At 72.9% G+C, this 18,268-nt stretch carries 11 protein-coding genes; 1 reads left to right on the top strand and 10 read right to left on the bottom strand.

Translation table 11 applies throughout. From position 1 onward, the window contains the following. Positions 1–180: 180 nt before the first annotated feature. The 7 genes from trxA to MXD60_RS01525 all read right to left on the bottom strand — a co-directional run bounded on the left by trxA (position 181) and on the right by MXD60_RS01525 (position 12,659). Entirely contained in the window at positions 181–507 is a 327-nt protein-coding gene (gene trxA / locus MXD60_RS01555) for a thioredoxin (RefSeq protein ID WP_248816947.1), read from the bottom strand. A gap of 95 nt (positions 508–602) precedes the next feature. Next, positions 603–1,640 (bottom strand): thioredoxin-disulfide reductase, encoded by a 1,038-nt coding sequence (trxB, locus tag MXD60_RS01550; RefSeq protein ID WP_248816945.1) that lies wholly within the window; start codon positions 1,638–1,640, stop codon positions 603–605. Positions 1,641–1,844: 204 nt separating this feature from the next. Beyond that, positions 1,845–3,137 carry an RsmA family anti-sigma factor gene (locus tag MXD60_RS01545; protein WP_248816943.1) on the bottom strand — a complete coding sequence of 431 codons (1,293 nt, stop codon included), beginning with the start codon at positions 3,135–3,137 and terminating at the stop codon, positions 1,845–1,847. Between the two features lie 350 nt (positions 3,138–3,487). Next, a complete protein-coding gene (locus tag MXD60_RS01540; protein WP_248816941.1) occupies positions 3,488–5,455 on the bottom strand; it encodes a protein kinase family protein in 1,968 nt (655 codons plus the stop codon). 621 nt (positions 5,456–6,076) lie between these two features. Further along, positions 6,077–8,173, bottom strand: a complete 2,097-nt coding sequence (gene murJ / locus MXD60_RS01535) for a murein biosynthesis integral membrane protein MurJ (protein ID WP_248816939.1) — start codon at positions 8,171–8,173, stop codon at positions 6,077–6,079. A 1,172-nt stretch (positions 8,174–9,345) separates the two neighbouring features. Beyond that, positions 9,346–12,192 carry a DUF6049 family protein gene (locus tag MXD60_RS01530; protein WP_283097584.1) on the bottom strand — a complete coding sequence of 949 codons (2,847 nt, stop codon included), beginning with the start codon at positions 12,190–12,192 and terminating at the stop codon, positions 9,346–9,348. Beyond that, a complete protein-coding gene (locus MXD60_RS01525) occupies positions 12,189–12,659 on the bottom strand; it encodes an NUDIX hydrolase (RefSeq protein WP_248816937.1) in 471 nt (156 codons plus the stop codon). The genes MXD60_RS01530 and MXD60_RS01525 overlap by 4 nt, the downstream gene beginning before the upstream one ends. Positions 12,660–12,824: 165 nt before the next feature. Between MXD60_RS01525 and MXD60_RS01520 the strand changes: the two genes are divergently transcribed. After that, entirely contained in the window at positions 12,825–14,294 is a 1,470-nt protein-coding gene (locus tag MXD60_RS01520; RefSeq protein WP_248816935.1) for a CCA tRNA nucleotidyltransferase, read from the top strand. A gap of 16 nt (positions 14,295–14,310) precedes the next feature. Here MXD60_RS01520 and MXD60_RS01515 read toward each other — a convergent pair whose 3' ends face one another. The 3 genes from MXD60_RS01515 to MXD60_RS01505 all read right to left on the bottom strand — a co-directional run bounded on the left by MXD60_RS01515 (position 14,311) and on the right by MXD60_RS01505 (position 17,956). Continuing rightward, positions 14,311–15,702, bottom strand: a complete 1,392-nt coding sequence (locus MXD60_RS01515) for an MFS transporter (RefSeq protein WP_248816934.1) — start codon at positions 15,700–15,702, stop codon at positions 14,311–14,313. Between the two features lie 223 nt (positions 15,703–15,925). Beyond that, entirely contained in the window at positions 15,926–16,999 is a 1,074-nt protein-coding gene (locus tag MXD60_RS01510; RefSeq protein WP_248816933.1) for an inositol-3-phosphate synthase, read from the bottom strand. A 126-nt stretch (positions 17,000–17,125) separates the two neighbouring features. Then, on the bottom strand, positions 17,126–17,956 hold the full coding sequence (locus MXD60_RS01505; RefSeq protein WP_248816932.1) for a PadR family transcriptional regulator: 831 nt from the start codon (positions 17,954–17,956) through the stop codon (positions 17,126–17,128). Between the last annotated feature and the right edge of the window lie 312 nt (positions 17,957–18,268).

Raw genomic sequence — 18,268 nt, 5'->3', positions numbered from 1 at the left:
GGCGGCCGGGGGGGGGGGGCCGGGGGGGCCGGGCGCGGCCCCCACCCGCCCCCGCCCCGCGGGGGGGCGGGGGGGGGCCGTGGGAGGTGGTGGGATCGATCCCCGGGGGACACACGCCCCCCGGGGATCCCACCTGGACTGTGGTTCTGGAGGTACTGGGTTTCTGGAGGTACTGGGGATCTAGATGTACTGGGACAGGTCGCGCAGAAGCGCTGCCTTCGGCTTCGCGCCGACGATGCTCTTGTCGATCTCACCCTTGACGAAGACCGCCATGGTCGGAATCGACATGATCCCGTACGCGCGGGCCGTCTCCGGGTTCTCATCGATGTTCAGCTTGACGACGCGCAGCTTGTCGCCGTGGGCCGCGGCGATCTCCTCGAGGACCGGCGCCACCATCTTGCACGGGCCGCACCATTCGGCCCAGAAGTCCACCAGGACCGGAACCTCGCTCTGGAGGACCTCGGCCGTGAAGTTGCCATCGGTGACCGGTGCAGTACTGCCTGCCATGACTTGCTCTCCCTGCTGGATGTGGCGGTGGGGGCGGAGTTCGATCAGGGTGCGAGGCGGCGGCCCGGCGGGCCGAGCTCGACGGGTGATGCGGGTCAGGCGGACTGCGGCTGCGGCGCCCGCGGTGCCTCCGCGACCACCTCGCCAGGGCTCTCGGCGGCCGCCACGAAGCGCTCCGCGTCCAGGGCGGCGGAACAGCCGGTGCCGGCCGCGGTGATGGCCTGGCGGTACGTGTGGTCGACGACGTCGCCGCAGGCGAACACCCCGTCCAGGTTCGTCCGGGTCGTGGGATGCGCGACCTGGACGTAGCCGGCCTCGTCGAGGTCGAGCTGACCGCGCACCAGTTCCGTGCGCGGCAGGTGACCGATGGCGACGAACAGACCGGTGACCGGCAGGTCCTCGGTCTCCCCGGTGACCAGGTCGCGCACCCGGACGCCGGCGAGCTTGTCCTCGCCGAGCAGCTCGACGGTCTCGGCGTTCCACCGGAACTTGATCTTCTCGTTGGCGAACGCCCGCTCCTGCATGATCGCGCTGGCCCGGAGCTTGTCGCGACGGTGGATCACGGTGACGGACCGGGCGAAGCGGGTGAGGAAGGTCGCTTCCTCGATCGCGGAGTCGCCGCCACCGACCACCGCGATGTCCTGGTCGCGGAAGAAGAAACCGTCACAGGTCGCGCAGGCCGACACCCCGCGCCCGAGCAGCCGGTCCTCGTGCTCGACGCCGAGCTTCCGGTAGGCCGAACCGGTGGCGATGATGACCGTGCGGGCCCGGAACGTCTGGTCCTCGACCTTGACGATCTTCGGCGTCGCGGCCAGGTCGACCTCGGTCACGTCGTCGGGAACCAGCTCGGCGCCGAACCGCTCGGCCTGCTTGCGCAGGCTCTCCATCAGCTCCGGGCCCTGGATGCCCTCGGGAAACCCAGGGAAGTTCTCGACCTCGGTGGTGTTCATCAGCGCGCCGCCCGCGGCCACCGCGCCCTCGAAGACGAGGGGGCGCAGGTTTGCTCGGGCCGTGTAGATCGCGGCCGTGTACCCTGCCGGTCCCGACCCGACGATGATGACGTCGCGTACGTCGTCATCGGACGGCTGGCCGCCGTGCCCGGTGACATCCTGGACCTGCTGCTGGGCTGTCACACCCGCTCCTTTCGCGCCGCGCGATCCGCCGTCGAAAGGCGGGCCGCGTCGCGACCCGCCTGCCTCGGTCGTATCTCGGGATCTGGTCTCGCCGGATGGGCCGAAAACCGCGCCCGACAGCGACAACGGACTTCGACCGTGTCTGATTCCATCCTGTGCCTGCCGGTGCCGCGCAACCTGCCGGCGACGGTGATCGTGGTCACGCTACCCGCGGAGGGTGGTGGCGCTGTAGAGCGGCGCCATGGACGCGCTGGTCATACCGCACTGAGCATCGACGACGACCAGCCGCGCGGCCGACGGCCGCATCGGGACGGACACCACGATCAGGAGGGCGGGTTCCTCGTCGAAGCGGGCCCGGTCGATGGCGAGGATCTTCCCGCCGGTCATCGCGAGCACGCTCTGGTAGCACATCCGCAGCTGCGGGGTGTCCAGCAAGGCGCGTAGCCGGACCGCGGCGGCACCCCCCACGGCCGCCGGCAGCGACGTGGTGCCCGCCGGCTCCGCCTGCGCCCCGCCGGACCTGGCGGACACCGCGGACGTCGGCCGGGCGGCCGCCGAGTGCGCCCACGGGTCGGTGAGCTGCAGGGGAAGCTCCTGGGAGCCCTCGATCCGGCCGCGCAGGAGTTCCAGCGCGTGGCGCATCACGTCGGCCTGCACGAGGCTCGCCCGGGAGTCCGCCAGCGTCGTCAGATCCGCCTGCGCCGATCCGTCGACCGCCACGGTCTCCTCGGCCGCATCCACCGGCGTGCGACCGGCCAACGGCAGCGTTCCCGCCGAACTGGTGCTCCGCAGGCCGTAGATGGCGAGAACCGCCGTCCCGAACGCGACGAAGGCGACGCACACCGCTACGATCGACAGCCAGTCCCGCCGCGGCGCCGGGTGAGCGGCCGAGGAGAGCGGGCCGCCCCGGTGGCCGCCGGGCCGGCGGCCACGACCGCCAGGCCGCGAACCGGGGCCGGTCGGTGGGTGCTGGCACGGACGGGAGGCACCCTCGTGGGGGCCCTGAGGTGGCTGCGCCCGCGTTCCCGCCTCGACGGGCAGCGGCGACCGCGAGGTCTCCGGCGCGGTGGGCGATACCGGTGTGCCGCGGTGCGGCCCACCGGCCATGGGGGAGGGCGCCAGCCGGGCGCCGGGCGGCCGGGCGCCGGGTGGGACCGGGCCGACGGACGTGGCGCGACGGGCCGGGGAGATGCCGGTGAGAGCAGCCACGCCGGGCGGCGGCGCGGCGCGGCGATCCGTGACGGCGGACGGCGTGGTGGCCTGGTCGTCGCCTGGTTCGTCAGCTGGGCCGGACCGCGGGGGCACCCGGGTGGCGAGCGCCGCCTGGATTCGTTCGGCGACGTCACCGGGCATCGTCATCGTCGCCAGGCGGGACAGATCCGACCGGACCCGACGCAGCGCGGCGACCGACTCCCGGCAGACCGGGCAGCCCTCGATGTGATCACGGGCGGAGCGGGTGACCTGCTCGCCGCCGGCGACGGCGTCGATCAGTTCCACACTGGGGTGCCGGTCGTGACCGCGGCCGCGGCGCCCGAGCGGAGTACCTGTCAGACGGGAACGATCGTCCGTCGGCTCAGTCACCATTGCTGATCACCTCCTCCGGCAGGTCGGCTGGACGCGGTCTGCCCGCGCAGCGCCGAGTTCACCCGATCGGGGGTGCCGTCGCGCGGGGGCCTGACCGCCGCACCGCGTCGCGGTGTCCCTCTTCTGAGACGGTGGGCGGGCCGCTGTGGTTCCCCGCGGGCGGATGTCCGGTGCGCACGGGCCGGGTCCGAACGCCCCCGCGCCGTCGCCTCGATCAGCGCGATGGCGCCCGCGGGCGGGACTCCCACCTACTCCCCCGCGGGTCAGGACCGGAAGGTGATCTCAGCGATCGAGCCTCGGTACTGCCCGTCCGAGGGGTCCAGCGGAAGCGACGTCAGCCAGAGGACCCAGGATCGGGCCGGGGCGACATCGGAGGACATGGTGAGGTTCACCGTCCCGCTGGCGTCGGACTTCGAGGCAACCACGGCGTAGCCGTCGATGTTGTCGGCGGTGCTCGCGGCGCTGCGGAGCTCGAACGACGCCGGGCCGCTGCCGAGCTGCACCGTCACCGAGGCGGGGCTGATCGGCTGGCTGAAGTTCAGCCGCAGCCCGACGCCGGTCTTGTACCCGCCGAACTTGGCCGAGCGGTAGCCCTCGGTGTGCCAGACCGTCGACGGATTGCCGTCCACGGCGTTGTTGACCTCGCCTGGCTTCTCGGTCTTGTCGGCGTCCTGCGAGCCCGGGTCGAAGGAGTCGATCCCGGCCGCCTTCAGTACGGTGTCACCCGGCGTGGCCTGGGCGGAGGACGTCGCTGTCGGGCCGGGGCCACCACCGCCGGAGTTGCCGTTCAGCGCGATCACGGCGACGACCGCGACGACGATGACGATCACCGCCAGGGCGACCCAGGGCAGGGCCCGGCCGAGGGTCGGACCCGACCCGCGGCGCCCACCGGGCGGGCCGGAGGGGTAGCGGTCCGCCGGCGGATACCCGCCGGGGCCGGGCGGGTATCCGCGGTCGTCCCGACCGCGGTCGTCGTAGCCACCTCGCGTGTCGAAGCCACCGCGGCCGTACCCGGCGTCCCCGCCGCGTGGGCTGCTGGGGCGGTCGACCCGGGTGTCGTAGCGATCGTCGCGCCCGGGGGCCGGATAGCTGGCGGTGTCGGCGTAGCGGCCCTGCTCCGGGTAGTCCGAGGCGGACAGGTAGCCGGTGGAGTCGAAGTCGCCGGCGTCCATCGATCCGGTGTCGGGGCTCTCGCCGAGGCTCATCAGGCCGGTGTCGAGCACCGCGTCGACGGGGTTGACCGACTCCAGCTCCGCGACGAGCTCGGCCGCGGTGGTGATCGGTGCGCCGGCACGGTCGTCACCGAGAGCTGCCATCGTGATCGCGTCGAGGTCGCGGGGAACCGTGGGGGTGACCTGCCGTGGAGTGCGCAGCCGCCCGCCCGAGGTCGGGGCGGTGGGCAGGCCGCGGTCGCCGCCGAGCGGCCAGTGGCCGGTCAGCCCGGAGTACAGCAGCGCGCCGAGCGCGCGCAGATCCGCCGCGGCCATGTCGTCCACGGCGCCGCCGCCGGCGATCCGGGTCGCCTCCGGGTCGGTCGCGTGGTCATCGGGGCCGTCGAGGCCGCCCCCGTTGGCTCGCTCCAGCTCGGCGAGCACGCCGCCGATCTCCAGATCGATGATCTTCACGGTGCCGTGGCTGGAGACGATGACGTCGCCGGGGTTGAGGTCGCCGTGATGGATGCCGCGCTCGTGCGCCGCGGCGATCACTCGGGCCGCGGCCAGCACCACGGCACCGGCCTGTTCGGGGCGCAGCGCCGCCTGCGCGGTGAGCTGGCGCATCGTGCGGCCGTCGACCCATTCGGAGACGACGTAGGAGATGCGGCGCGAGCCGGCGGTCGTGGTGGTGGCGTCGTAGGTGGAGGCCGCGCCGGGGTGCACCAGGCGGCCGGAGTTGATGGCTGCGGCGAGCAGCCGGCGAGCCGCCTGCTCGGGGTCCACCCCGAGGACGGGCGAGCCCGCCTCACCCGCGGCGAGCAGGTCGTGCTCGACGATGCGGACGGCGACCGGCCGGGCGAGCACGTTGTCGTCACCGCGCCAGAGAGTCACCGGGCCACGGGTCGTCAGGGCTGACAGAAGGCGGTAGCGACGGTCCAGGACGGACTCCGCCAGCACCGCGGTGCCGGCGGGGGTCGTGGAACCACGGGCTCCTGGAGCGCTCAGCGTCACATCACTGTCGACGTTCTCAGCCTGCGGTCGGTTGTTTCCGTCGACCACAGCGCCTCCGTCGTCCACGGGCCCGACCTGGACGATCCGGCGTCGGGCTTCCCTACCTCACCCGGGCGGCGGTGCCGCCCAGCATGCCGCACCGTGGGCGGAGACCCCGAACACCTTCGTCGCCCGGAACCCGTCGCGGCGGCGAGCGACGCGACCGGCGGGACGCTGCGCCTCGTTCACCGGCGACGTTGGGCGGGGCCCGCGCACAGCGTGTCCAGTGTACGAGGACGGCTGGAGGATCTCGCGAATGTCTTGGGACAACCCGCCCTTGTGCACCCGCTGTGAGCACGTCCGGCGCGTCCGCTTCGACCGGTGATGCGTGGCCGGGGATCCGCGCTGTGCCGCGTGGCCTCGTGGCGTCGTCGTGGGCGTGGCCTGGGATCCATCCGCATTGCCCTGATGCGCCCAGAGTGCGTGAATCGTCCGTAGTCTTACGAATTAGTAGAGTAGCGGATATGTCGGCGCTTTCCCGACCTGAGAGCTGGTGGGTGGCCGCGCGGGCCTGTTGCTCCCGCTGACGGCCCGGCGCCCCTCGGGGGCGAATCCCCGAACCGGTGACCGCGCCGCATGGCCCATTGGTGCCAGCCTGCACCCTCCTGCCGTTCCCGGCAGCCGAGGGCGGCGTGGGCAGCTCGGCGCTCAGCCAGGCCGGCCGCGTCGGCTCGGCCCGTCATCCCCGCGCCGTGGGTCCGGGCGGCCGGACCTGGGCGGCGGACCATTGCGGTTCCTGCCCTGGGCCCGGTCGCCACGGTCGCCACGGTCGCCACGGTCGAGTCGTTCCGTCCGGTCTGGTCGGGCCGCACGACTCCCCAGGCCGGGCCGCTGACGCTGGCCGACCTGTGCGGTGCCCGGGTTGCGATCACCACGGGTGGAGCCGCCCGCGCGATCCGGGTCCGCCGCCCGCGCACCGCCGGCGGGCGTCGTACCCCCGGACGGCTTCGGCGCCGGCCGAGAGCCGCCGCCGCGCTGCCCGCGTCCCAGCCGGCCGTTGACCGCGGCCAGCAGCGCGGAGACCTCGTGAATCTGCATCCGGACGGCCGCCGCCAGGAACAGCGCGCCCCCGGCGGTGCAGGCCACCACCACGGCGATCCCCGAGATGAGCCAGCCCGTGCCGGCCAGAGCCCGGATCGCCCGGGCCACCAGCGACGCGACCACGGCGCCAAGACCGGCGGCGATCGCCACCTGGGTGATCACCCGGCCGGTGCGATTGCCGTCGACGCCGCCGAGGCGCCGCCGCAGCAGTGTGGTCGCCGCCGCGAGACCGACCAGGTAGGCCGCGGCGAAGGCGAGCGCCAGCGCCGGCGCACGATGGCGCTCGGGCACGGTCACGGTCAGCACCACGGCACCGAGGACGTTCACCGCGACGACGCACATGTTGACCAGCGCGGGCGTTCGGCTGTCCTGGTAGGCGTAGAACGCTCGTAGCTGCACCTGGAACAGGGAGAACGGCACCAGGGCAAGCGCGAACGCGCTGAGCGTGTCGCCGATGTCGATCGCGTCGTGGTAGTTCACCGCGCCGTGGTGGAAGACAGCCACCGCGATCGGCCGTCCCAGCGCCAGCAGGAACAGCGCTGCCGGCACGATCGCCGTGGCCGCCACCCGGGTCGCCGTCGAGATGTCGGCCCGGACGAGGTCGTTGCGGCCCTGCGCGGCATGCCCGCTCATCCGTGGCAACAGCGCGGTGATCACCGAAACGCCGATGATCGCGTAGGGGAGCTGGAAGATCTGGTACCCGTACGTGTAGATCGTGTAGGCGGTCGACGCCGTCGACAGATTCACGATCACCAGGTAGCCGGCCTGGCTCACGACGACGAACAGCAAGGTCCAGCCCGCCAGCCGGGCCGCGGAGCGCAGCTCGGGGTGGCGCAGGTCGAGAGTCGGCCGGTAGCGGAAGCCGACCCGGCGCAGCGCGGGCAGCAGGGCGACCGTCATCGCCACCACGCCCAGCGTCGTCCCGCCGGCCAGCACCGTCGTCTGGGCATGGGTGATCGCCTTCGCCCCGTCCACCCCCGGCGGACGCGGCCCCGACACCACATAGATGAACGCCACGCAGGTCGCGATGACCAACACGTTGTTGAGGATGGGGGCGAACATCGGCGCCGCGAAGGACTGCCGGACGTTGAGGATCGCGCCGATCGTCGCCCCCACCCCGTAGAAGACGATCTGGGGCAGGAACCAGCGCAGCAGGTCGGTGGCGAGGGCCTGCTCCTGGGGCCCGGCGTCGAGGTAGGCGTTGGTGATCCAGGGCGCCGCGACCATGCCGATCGCCGTCGCCACGCCGAGCCCGAGGATCATCAGGGTCAGCAGGGAGGACGCGAACCGGTCGCCGCCGTCCGGATCCTCCTTCGCGGCCCGGACCATCACCGGCACGACGACGCTGGTCAGGATCCCGCCGAGCAGGAGGTCGTAGATGATGTTCGGGGTCGTGTTGGCGACGTTGTAGGCGTCACCGACGGCGCCGGTGCCGATCGCGGCGGCGATCGCGACGGTGCGCAGGAAGCCGGACGCGCGGGAGGCGATCGTGCCGATCGCCATGATCCCGCTCGCCTGGCCGAGGCTCGGGCCGGACTTCGCGGGTTTCGCCTTCCCGCGGCGGGTGGTCGCCGCGGTCCGCGCCCGCTGCGGGGAGGCGGCGATCGCGGCGGTCGGTGGCGCGTCGGCGGAACGCCCTGCCCCCCGGGCCGGCGCGGCCTGCCCGCCGGTGCGGGCGCGGCCCGGGCGGGCGCCCCGAGGCATCGGCGGACGAGGCCGGCCCTCCCGCACGTCGCGGCTGTCCGGCGGGTCATACCCGGCGTGTCCGTCGAGGTTCGGTTGTTCCCGCCAGCCGGTGTCCCGCGTCGGTCGCGCGTCCCGGCCGCGTCCGTCACGGGCAATGTCGGGGGGCGGCCGGCGGGCGCCGGAAGATCGGCCTCCCTCCCGTCCGGGGGGCCCGTCCCGGTCGCGTGATCTGCCATCGGACTCCGCCGGGATGGGACGCACATTGCTGCGCGGCAGCGCGACCGTCGGGCGCGCCTCGCCGAGCGATGGCTGGCGTTCGCCGCCGGACACGCGCCGGGATCGCGCGCCGCGCTCCTCCCTTGACGGGGACACGTCGTTCTCGGCGTATCCGCCGCGGTCCGCGTATCCGGCCTCGTCACGGTGGCTGGCATGATCAGGATGACTGGTGGGGTGGGGTGGGGTGGGCGGGATCGGCAGCCGGGTGGTGCGTCCCGGGTCCGGCGCGACAGGTGGCCGCGTCGCGTCCCGGCCTGCGGGGGCGGGACCGCCTTCGGACGGCGGTGGCAACCGGGGCGTGGCCGGGAGCTTTCGCGTGGCTCCCGCGGCGTCCGGATACGGGGGGCCTGCTCGGTACGCCGCCGCGTCCCGCGATGCGTTCCACGGATCCGCCGGCGGGCCGGGTGGCGCCGGGCGCCGGGCGCTGTCCGGCTGGCCTGGCTCCCGGTGCGAGGGAGGGCGGCGGCGCTCGCCGTGGGCGCCCGCCGGGCGGCCCGGATCCTGATACGCGGGGTCCTGGTAGGACGAGGCTGGATACGCCGTGTACGGCGACTCAGGGTGAGACGGGACCGGGTACGCCGGATCCGGGTACGCCGGATCCTGGTACGCCGGGTCGGGGTAGGCCGAGCCGCGATACGCCGCGTCCGGGAGTGCGGCGTCTGCCTGCGACGAATCCGGATAGTTGTGGCCGGGGTAGGCGGGATCCTGATATGTCGTGTCTCGGTAGGAACCCGGCAAGTGGGGGGGTGGGCCACCGGCGGGCGGCGGCTCGTCGTCCTCGCCGGGGTGGGAGCGGTCGCGGGGCGGGGTCTCGTAGTACGGCGGGTTCTCCCGGCGGCCGCGGTCAGGCGGTCCGCCGCTCGGCCCGGTCCCGCCGCGCCGATGCCGCGGACCGCTGTTGCCGTCGGTGGGCGTCACAGGCCGCTCCCTCGGTGCCGGCCGGCCGCGCCCGCGGTCCCGTCCCAGGCCGGGGCAGGGGCGTTGACCGCGCCGTCGCCGGGGCGTGAGGGGAACTCGCCGCCGGGAGCGGGCCAGTCCGCAGCCGGCGGCGCGCTCTCGGGGTAGGACGAATCCCAGCTGTCGTCGGGTGCGTCCCCGCGAACCCCGCCGTGCGGCGCCTGGTCACCGTACGACGGGCCATCGCCGTAGGGCGGTTCATCGCTGTAGGTCGGGGCGTCACGATGCGTGGCGCGGGCGCGTGCCCCTTCGCGATCAGGCTGGTCACGGCCCTCGCGACCGGGGGGTGCGTCGTGACTCGGGCCGTCGTGGTAGCCGTGGCTCGGTCCGTAGGCGGGATTGCGGCCGCGGTCGGGTCCGGCACCGAGGTGGTTGGAGTAGGGCAGGTCAGGGCTCGGCCGGTCGAGTTCGCCGGGTGCGCCCGCGACCGTCGCAGCCGGGTCCGCGGGGGACTCGTCGGCGGTGGTCGCGACGGCGGGCGCAGGCCGCCGCGCGCCGGGGCGCAGTCGGCGGACGAGGCGAAACAGGACGGCAAGCAGCAGCACACTGACGGCGAGGACGGTGATGCCCGTCGCGATCGCGCCGTAGACGGTCGAGCGCACCAGGATCCGGGTGGGCGGGTCACTGGAGAGAGCCTGACCGTCAAGGTTGAGCAGCCGGATCTCCAAGGGGAACGTTCCCGCGCCCTCGGAGTCCACCTCGATCTCGATCTGCGCCTTCTGCCGAGGTTGCAGGGCGCGCGTCTCCCGCAGGGCCGATCGCAGCCGGGACCGGTTGGTCGACGAGAACGCCAGCACGACGCTGACGTCCCACGGCGTGTTGTTCTCGAGCGTGATCGGCACCAGTCCGTGCCGACTCGTCAGGTTCACACTGCGGGACGCCACGACCTGGATGCCGTTACGGATCGAGGACACGTCCCCGTCGACCTGCTGGCTGAGCGACACACCATCAACCATGCGGTCCCCGCGCCACCAGACGGACGTCGCTGTGACGAGGGCGTCGCTCATCGGGTTGATGCGCTTCAGCCGGCACGCGACGGTGTTCTGCGGCGGGGCGCAGAGCACGGGGTAGAGCGCCTGCGCCTCGTCCCGGACGTTCGCCACCGAATCCAGGTAGGACGCGGGCAGCTCGCGGGCCCGCGCGTCGGCGGGGTAGACCAGCCCGCCGCGGGGGGCGTTGAGCTGGCCGGTGCCCAGCAGGTCGTCGATCGACGCCGTTTCCGAGTAGTCGCTGTTGATCGCGCCCAGCACCTGCTGCGCCCAGTCGTCCGGCATCTGCCAGTTCCGCGGCAGGGCGAGGACCAGGTGCCGGGTCTCGGGCCGCTCGGCGGTGATCGTGGCGAGATCGGCCCGGAACCGCGCCAGGACCGCCCCGGCGCTGGGGCCGTCCGCCGCGCCGGTGTAGGAGGTGGCGACGTCGGCGAGGCGGTGGTCGGTCGCGAGCGCGCGGATGGGCGCGCCGCTCGACGTGGCGATGTCGACGCCGGCCGACGGCGTGTAGGTGCTCCCGGGCGCGGGCAGCAGGCGGTCGTCGAGCAGGACGGCTCCGACCTTCAACTGGCCCAGCACGTCGACGGTGGTCGCGTCGGCGAGCCCGTCCGCGGGGAAGGCGACCGGGCGAGGGGCCCGGGACAGCAGTGAGCCCAGCACGACCTGGCCAGTCCTGACGGCGTACTCCACCGTGTCCAGCTTCTGCGCGTGGACCAGCGCGGCCAGATCCGCGTCGCCGTAGGGCAGCGCGATCACGGTGCCGCCCTGGGCGGCATAGTCGACCAGCCTGGACAGGAAGCTGTATGCGTCCAGGCTCCGCGGCATGTGTACGCCGCCGGCAGGGCTGGCGTAGTTGTAGCCCTCCCGGTCGCTCATTCGTCGCAGCGCCTGGACCAGCGTGGGGTCTACGGCGAGCACGACCGGCGGGCTGGCGGCGTCGAGCAGTTTGGACATCCGTCCGGTCGGCTTCACCTCGTCGGCCAGGACGTTGTCGGTGAGCAGGCCGTCGGAGCGCAGGCGGGGCTGGTCGGCGATCGGCAGCACCACCGTCACCTTGGTTCGCTGCGCCTGGGCGGACGACCGGACGGCGAAGGAGTACGCCGCGCCGATCGGCTTGGCGGCCCGCCCGGCCACGGAGCCGCTCACCCGAACCTGCAGGGGGTAGGCGCCGAAGCGCGCTGCCGCGCCACCGGCCGCGTCGAGGTTCGCGGTGATCTCGAACGGGACCGGACTGCCGCCCCTGACGGGCGGATCGGCTATTGGCTGCACGTCCGCTCCGCCCGTCAGGGGGAGCCTCTGGTAGCCGCTGGTCGTGGGGTTGGCGGCGAGGGCGGCGAGTCTGTCACGAGACGTCACCGGGCGCGTGCCGATCGACAGGCTCATCCACAGGTCGGTCAGCGGATCGGCCGTGGTGGCGGCCATCGTGCCGCGCACCGACACGGTGGCCGAACCCGCGGTGGGTGAGACGACATCCGTCACAGTGATCGCGACAGGGTTCGCCGCGCCGGTGGTCGATCCCGCCACGACGGGCGAAGAAGCTACCGATTCGCCCGGTTCGTCTGTGGATGAACCTGTGGAAGAGCGTGGTGTTCCTGTGGATGAATCCGTGCGGGCCGCCGGCTCCACCGCCAGGCCCCCGCGTGTCCCCGCCGCGGCGCTCGCCGCAGGCGCGCCCGCCAGCGGCACGAGGGCGGCGACCAGCAGCATCACGACGAGGATCGCCCGACGCCGCCCCACCGGCCACCCGCCACCGCACCGGGAGCGCGCGGCCCGGCGCGACCCCGCCGGAGGAGCGGGCCGCGGCGACGCCGTCATGCGGTCGCGGCCAGCACGACCGGTACCTCATCGAGCAGCCGACGCTCGTCGGCGTACGCGAGGCGGTCGGCGACCTCGACCAGCGGGACCCAGGCCACGGCGTCGATCTCGACGTCGTCGTCGGACAGTGAGCCGAGCCGGCGCAGCAGCAGGAAGTGGTGCACCGTTTTGTGGATACGCGTCCCGCTGGCGATGAACCAGAAATCGATCGTGCCCAGCGGGCCGAGGACGCTGCCGGTCAGGCCGGTCTCCTCGCGCACTTCACGGACGGCCGCCTGCTCGGCCGTCTCGCCGTTCTCCACGTGGCCTTTCGGCAACGACCACAACAACCGCCCATGGCGGTCGCGGCGGCCGATCAGCGCGGCGGACGCGTGCGTGGAGCGCTGGTCGAGAATCAGACCGCCCGCCGAGGTCTCCTCTGCCCGGCGCAACGGGGTGCGGCCGGTGGCGGAGGTCGACGGCGGCATGGGTTGATCGTACGAGGCTGCCGCCCACGCGCCTGCCCCTGTGCCCGGAACCTCCCGCTTATGGCTTTGATTCCATCGGACTGCCCGGTCGCGACGTGGCTCATCCACAGGCGCGGTCCGTGGAGCGGATCACCCCGTCGAACCCCGTAATCTGAAGGTGTGTCAGTGATCAGTCTGGACAACCCGCGAGACTCGGCCGAACGGGTGGTGAGTGAGCTGCTCAGGGTGCCGCCGGCCGCCGACGAGCTTGGTCGCCTCTTCGAGGCGCACGGCCACCGGCTGCACCTCGTCGGTGGCTCGGTGCGTGACGCGCTGCTCGGTCGGCCCGTCGCCGTCACCCCCGCAGCCCAGGCCGACCTCGACTTCGCCACCGACGCCCGGCCCGAGCGCGTCCTGGAGATCACCCGGGGCTGGTCGGAGGCCACCTGGGAAGCCGGGATCGCCTTCGGCACGGTGGGCCTGGCCCGCCGCGGTCTGCGGTTCGAGATCACCACCTATCGCAGCGAGTCGTACGATCGGCAGTCCCGCAACCCCACGGTGAGCTACGGCGAGAGCCTGGAGGCGGACCTGTCCCGCCGCGACTTCACCGTCAACGCGATGGCCGTGTCCGTCCCCGGGCACGACTTCGTCGACCTGTTCGGCGGAATGGCGGATCTTGCCCGGGGTGTCCTGCGCACGCCGGCGAGCCCCGAGGCCTCCAACGACGACGACCCCCTGCGGATCCTGCGAGCGGCCCGATTCGAGGCAACCCTCGGGCTCACCCCGGTGCCCGAGCTGGTCGAGGCGATGCGATCGCGGGCCGACCGGCTCGCGATCGTCTCCCCGGAGCGGATCCGGGACGAACTGCGCAAGCTCCTGCTCTCTCCGGACCCGGCGGCGGGCCTGGAGCGCCTCGTCGACGTCGGCGTCGCCGACATCGTGCTGCCCGAGCTCTCGGCGATGCGGATGGAGATCGACGAGCACCACCAGCACAAGGACGTGTACGCCCACACGATGACCGTGCTGACCCAGGCGATGGCGCTGGAGACGCCCGGGGAGCCGGACGAGGTGCTGCGCTGGGCGGCACTGCTGCATGACATCGGCAAGCCCCGCACCCGCCGGCACATCCCTGGCGGTCGGGTGTCGTTCCACCACCACGAGGTCGTCGGCCGGGACATGACGCGGCGCCGGCTGGCCGCGCTGCGCTTCCCGAAGGACGTCACGGACGCCATCTGCCGGCTGGTCTTCCTGCACCTGCGCTTCCACGGCTACGGCAGTGGCGAGTGGACCGACGCGGCCGTGCGCCGCTACGTCCACGACGCCGGCCCGGAGCTCGACCGGCTGCACAAGCTGGTCCGTTCCGACTGCACGACCCGGAACCGGCGCAAGGCGACGGCGCTCGCGCGCACCTACGACTCGCTGGAGGAGCGGATCGCCGACCTCGCCGCCCGCGAGGAGATCGCGGCGATCCGGCCCGAGCTGTCCGGCGACGACATCATGGCGGTGCTCGGGCTGCGCCCGTCCCGGCTGGTGGGCCAGGCCCGCGCGCACATGCTGGAGTTCCGCTTCGAGCAGGGCCTCGTCGGACGGGAGGCCGCCGAGACCGAGCTGCTGCGCTGGGCCCGGGCGCACGAGGTGCCCATCCCCGGCGAGTGACGGCCGGGCCGGACGGTCAGGTCGGCGGTGTCGCCGACGCCGCTGACCGGTCGGCCTGGCCTGCCACGGCTGGCGGAGGCGTCGCCACCGGCGCGCCCGCCTGCGGCGGCGGCGTGCCGACGGCGTGGATCACCCGGTCCTCCGGGTGACGGCGGGCGGCCTGGTAGTAGATCAGCCCGGCGAGCGCATAGCCCACGCCGGCGACGATGACCACGGGGACCGAGCGCCCGTTGTTCGGCAGCACGACCGCGGCGACCGCCGCCGCGGCCACGAACGCGACGTTGAACAGCAGGTCGTAGAGCGAGAAGGCGCGGCCGCGGTAGGCGTCATCGGTCTGTTCCTGCACGATCGTGTCCACGCAGATCTTGCTGGCCTGCGCGGAGAACCCGATCAGCGCCCCGGCGAGGACCATCAGCAGGGCCGAGAACGGCAGCCCGAGCGCGATCTCCACGACCCCGCCGAACACCAGGACCACCGTGATCCAGGTCGACTTCGGCATCCGTCGCGTCGCCCGGGGGGTCACCAGCGCGGCGGTGATCGTGCCGACTCCGCTCGCGGCCACCACTGCGGCGAGACCGGACAGTCCGCCGGTCCGCCCGGTGAAGTAGTTGCGATACAGCAGCACAGTCATCACCAGGACCAGGCCGTACGCGGCCCGGGAGGCGGTCAGCGCGGTCAGCGCCCGCCGGGCGGGGCCGTGGCCGGCCAGGTAACGGGCGCCGTCCGCCATGTCGGCGAGGACCTGGCGGGCCTGACTCCATGCCCCCTGCCAGGGAACGACGACCACGGGGCCGAAGTCGGCCCGCCCGGACCGCGCCGCCGTCGCCGCCGCCAGCAGGTAGGTGAGGGACGCCAGCCCCGCGACGAGCGCGACCGCCGAGTCCTGCCCGCCGGCCAGGCCGCGCACCCCGCTGCCCAGCCCGGCACCGACCAGCGTCGCGATCGTGCCCGAGGTGACGGACAGCGCGTTGGCGGACACCAGCCGCTCGACGCCCACCACGACCGGTAGCCCGGCGGACAGCGCCGAGAGGACGAAGCGGTTCACGCTGACGGAGGCGAGCGAGACCGCGTAGAAGTCGGCTCCGGTGCGGCCGCCCGCGATGAGGCCCACGAGGATGGCCATCAGCACCATCCGCATCAGCGAGCAGATCACCAGGACCCGCTGCCGGGAGACCCGGTCCAGGACGATCCCGGCGAACGGGCCGATCACGCTGAAGGGCAGCACGACGATGGCGAGCGACGTGGCCAGCGCCCCCGCAGACGTGGCCCTTTCGGGGGAGAACAGCACGTAGCTGACCAGGCTTGCCTGGAAGACACCGTCGGCGGCCTGGGAGGTGAGCCGGGCCGCGTAGAGCATCCGGAACTCGCGGCTGCGGAGCAGCTCACGGAGGTTCGCCGACCTTGCCACGCCTGCCAGCCTAGGGCCCCGCGGTCGGCGGCCGTGGACCGGTCGGCGCGGGCGCCCACGTGGGTCACACGATCGTGCCCGCGGCCGGGACACCAGCCCCCGAACGACGACGACCCCGGCATCCAGGCCCGGGAACGGGCGGCGGATGCCGGGGTCGGTTGGTCATCCTCGGCCGGGCCTCAGCTCTTCTCGAGCCGGAGCCGGCGTCCGGCGCCGGCCGTGATCAGGCCTGGTCGCGGATGAACGCCTCGACCTTGTCGCGGGCCTCGTTGTCCCGGTACTGCTCCGGCGGCGACTTCATGAAGTAGGACGACGCGGACAGGATCGGCCCGCCGACACCCCGGTCAAGAGCGATCTTGGCGCAGCGCACCGCGTCGATGACCACACCGGCGCTGTTCGGTGAGTCCCAGACCTCGAGCTTGTACTCGAGGTTCAGCGGCACGTCGCCGAACGCACGGCCCTCGAGGCGGACGTAGGCCCACTTGCGGTCGTCGAGCCAGGCGACGTAGTCCGACGGCCCGATGTGCACGTTGTCCTTGCCGAGGTCGTGGGAGACCTGCGAGGTGACGGCCTGGGTCTTGGAGATCTTCTTGGACTCCAGCCGCTCGCGCTCGAGCATGTTCTTGAAGTCCATGTTGCCGCCGACGTTGAGCTGCATGGTGCGGTCGAGGATCACGCCGCGGTCCTCGAACAGCTTCGCCAGCACGCGGTGGGTGATGGTGGCGCCGACCTGCGACTTGATGTCGTCACCGACGATCGGCACGCCGGCCGCCCGGAACTTCTCCGCCCACTCCGGCACGCCGGCGATGAACACCGGCAGGCAGTTGATGAAGCCGACCCCGGCGTCGATGGCGCACTGGGCGTAGAACTTGGCGGCGTCCTCCGAGCCGACCGGCAGGTAGCACACCAGCACGTCGGCGCGGGACTCCCGCAGCGTGGCGACGACGTCGACCGGCGTCTCGTCCGACTCCTCGATCGTCTCGCGGTAGTAGCGGCCGAGCCCGTCGAGGGTGTGGCCGCGGGCGACGGTGATGCCGAGCGGCGGCACGTCCGCGATCTTGATCGTGTTGTTCTCGCTCGCCACGATGGCCTCGGACAGATCGCGGCCGACCTTCTTGGCGTCCACGTCGAACGCGGCGACGAACGACAGGTCGGAGACGTGGTAGTCGCCCAGCTGTACGTGCATGAGGCCGGGGACCTGCGCCGTCGGGTCGGCGCCGCGGTAGTACTCGACCCCCTGGACCAGCGAGGCAGCGCAGTTTCCCACGCCAACGATGGCGACGCGTACCGAACCCATGACGGTCTGCTCCTTAGCTGCGGTTTATATAGTTGGTTGGTTGGAAATCCCGGCACACCTGTGGCGCCGCTGGGCTGTCCGCCCGGCCCAGCGGCCGGGAGCGGACGTCGTGCTACGGGGCGACTTTCACTCCCCGGTCGGGACCGCTTCGTCGGGGCCCGCACCGGCCTGTGGCATGGCTCGCGGGCTGGGTCCGGCGCCATCGCCGGTCGTGTCGGCCGAGCCCGCGCTGCGGGCGTCCCGCCGGCCTGTCCTGGTCGCGCGGCGGCTGGCGGCCACTGTCGCGCCACCACGCGCGGGTTGCGGACCGGGCGGGTCCCTGTCCGGGCCGACGTCGGCCTCGGATCCGACGAAGGAATTCATTCCTGTGGACAAGGTTGTGGACAACCCTGTGGATGCTGTGGACAACTGTGAGCCCGCAGGGTCACCTGGAACCGCGGCCCGCTCGGTCTCGATCAGCTCGTTGAGCCATCGGACCTCGCGCTCCACCGACTCCAGGCCATGGCGCTGCAGTTCGAGCGTGTAGCTGTCGAAGCGCTCGACAGTCCTCGTGAGAGCCGAGCGGACCTTCTCCCGGCGCTCCTCCAGCCGACCGCGCCGACCTTCGAGGATGCGCAGGCGCACGGCGGCGTCCGTCTTCGAGAAGAAGGCGAACCGCACGCCGAACATCTCGTCCTCCCAGGAGGACGGACCACCCTCACCGAGCAGGTCGGCGAGCTTCTCCTTGCCCTCACCGGTGAGGGTGTAGACGACTCTGCTCCGTCCGCCCAGCCGGGTGGCCGCTCCGACGTCATCGGCGGTCACGTACCCGGCGTCCGCGAGGCGGCGCAGGCAGGGATACAGCGAGCCGTAGCTGAACCGGTGGAACGCGCCGAGCACCGCGGAGAGCCGCTTGCGCAGCTCGTAGCCGTGCATCGGGCTCTCGGAGAGCAGGGCCAGAACCGCGAGTTCCAGCATGCCCCACCTCCCGTGTCCGCCGGACGATCCGTTCGAGGCCGTTTCGGCCCGGACGTTCCGATACTGATGATCCGATACTATCGCTCCGATACTGTCGCTCCGACATATCGAAGCGATACATCGAGGATAGACGTCTCGGGACGAGCGCCGCAACCACACATGACCAACCGGCGACCAGGAGATGACAGAACAACTCGCTCGGTAGTCGGGAGCCGGCCCGCGGCCCGGCTCGTCCCGCCGCCGGCCGGGGGGGGGGCCCCCCCCCCCCCCCCCCCCCCCCCCCGGGCCCCGCGGGGGGGCGCCCGGGGCGCG

Origin of the sequence: Frankia sp. AgB32, from assembly GCF_023243045.1 — a bacterium.
Classification (GTDB): Bacteria; Actinomycetota; Actinomycetes; order Frankiales; family Frankiaceae; genus Frankia.
The sequence above is the reverse complement of the archived record's forward strand: the minus strand, read 5'-3'. Positions and strand labels throughout refer to the sequence as shown.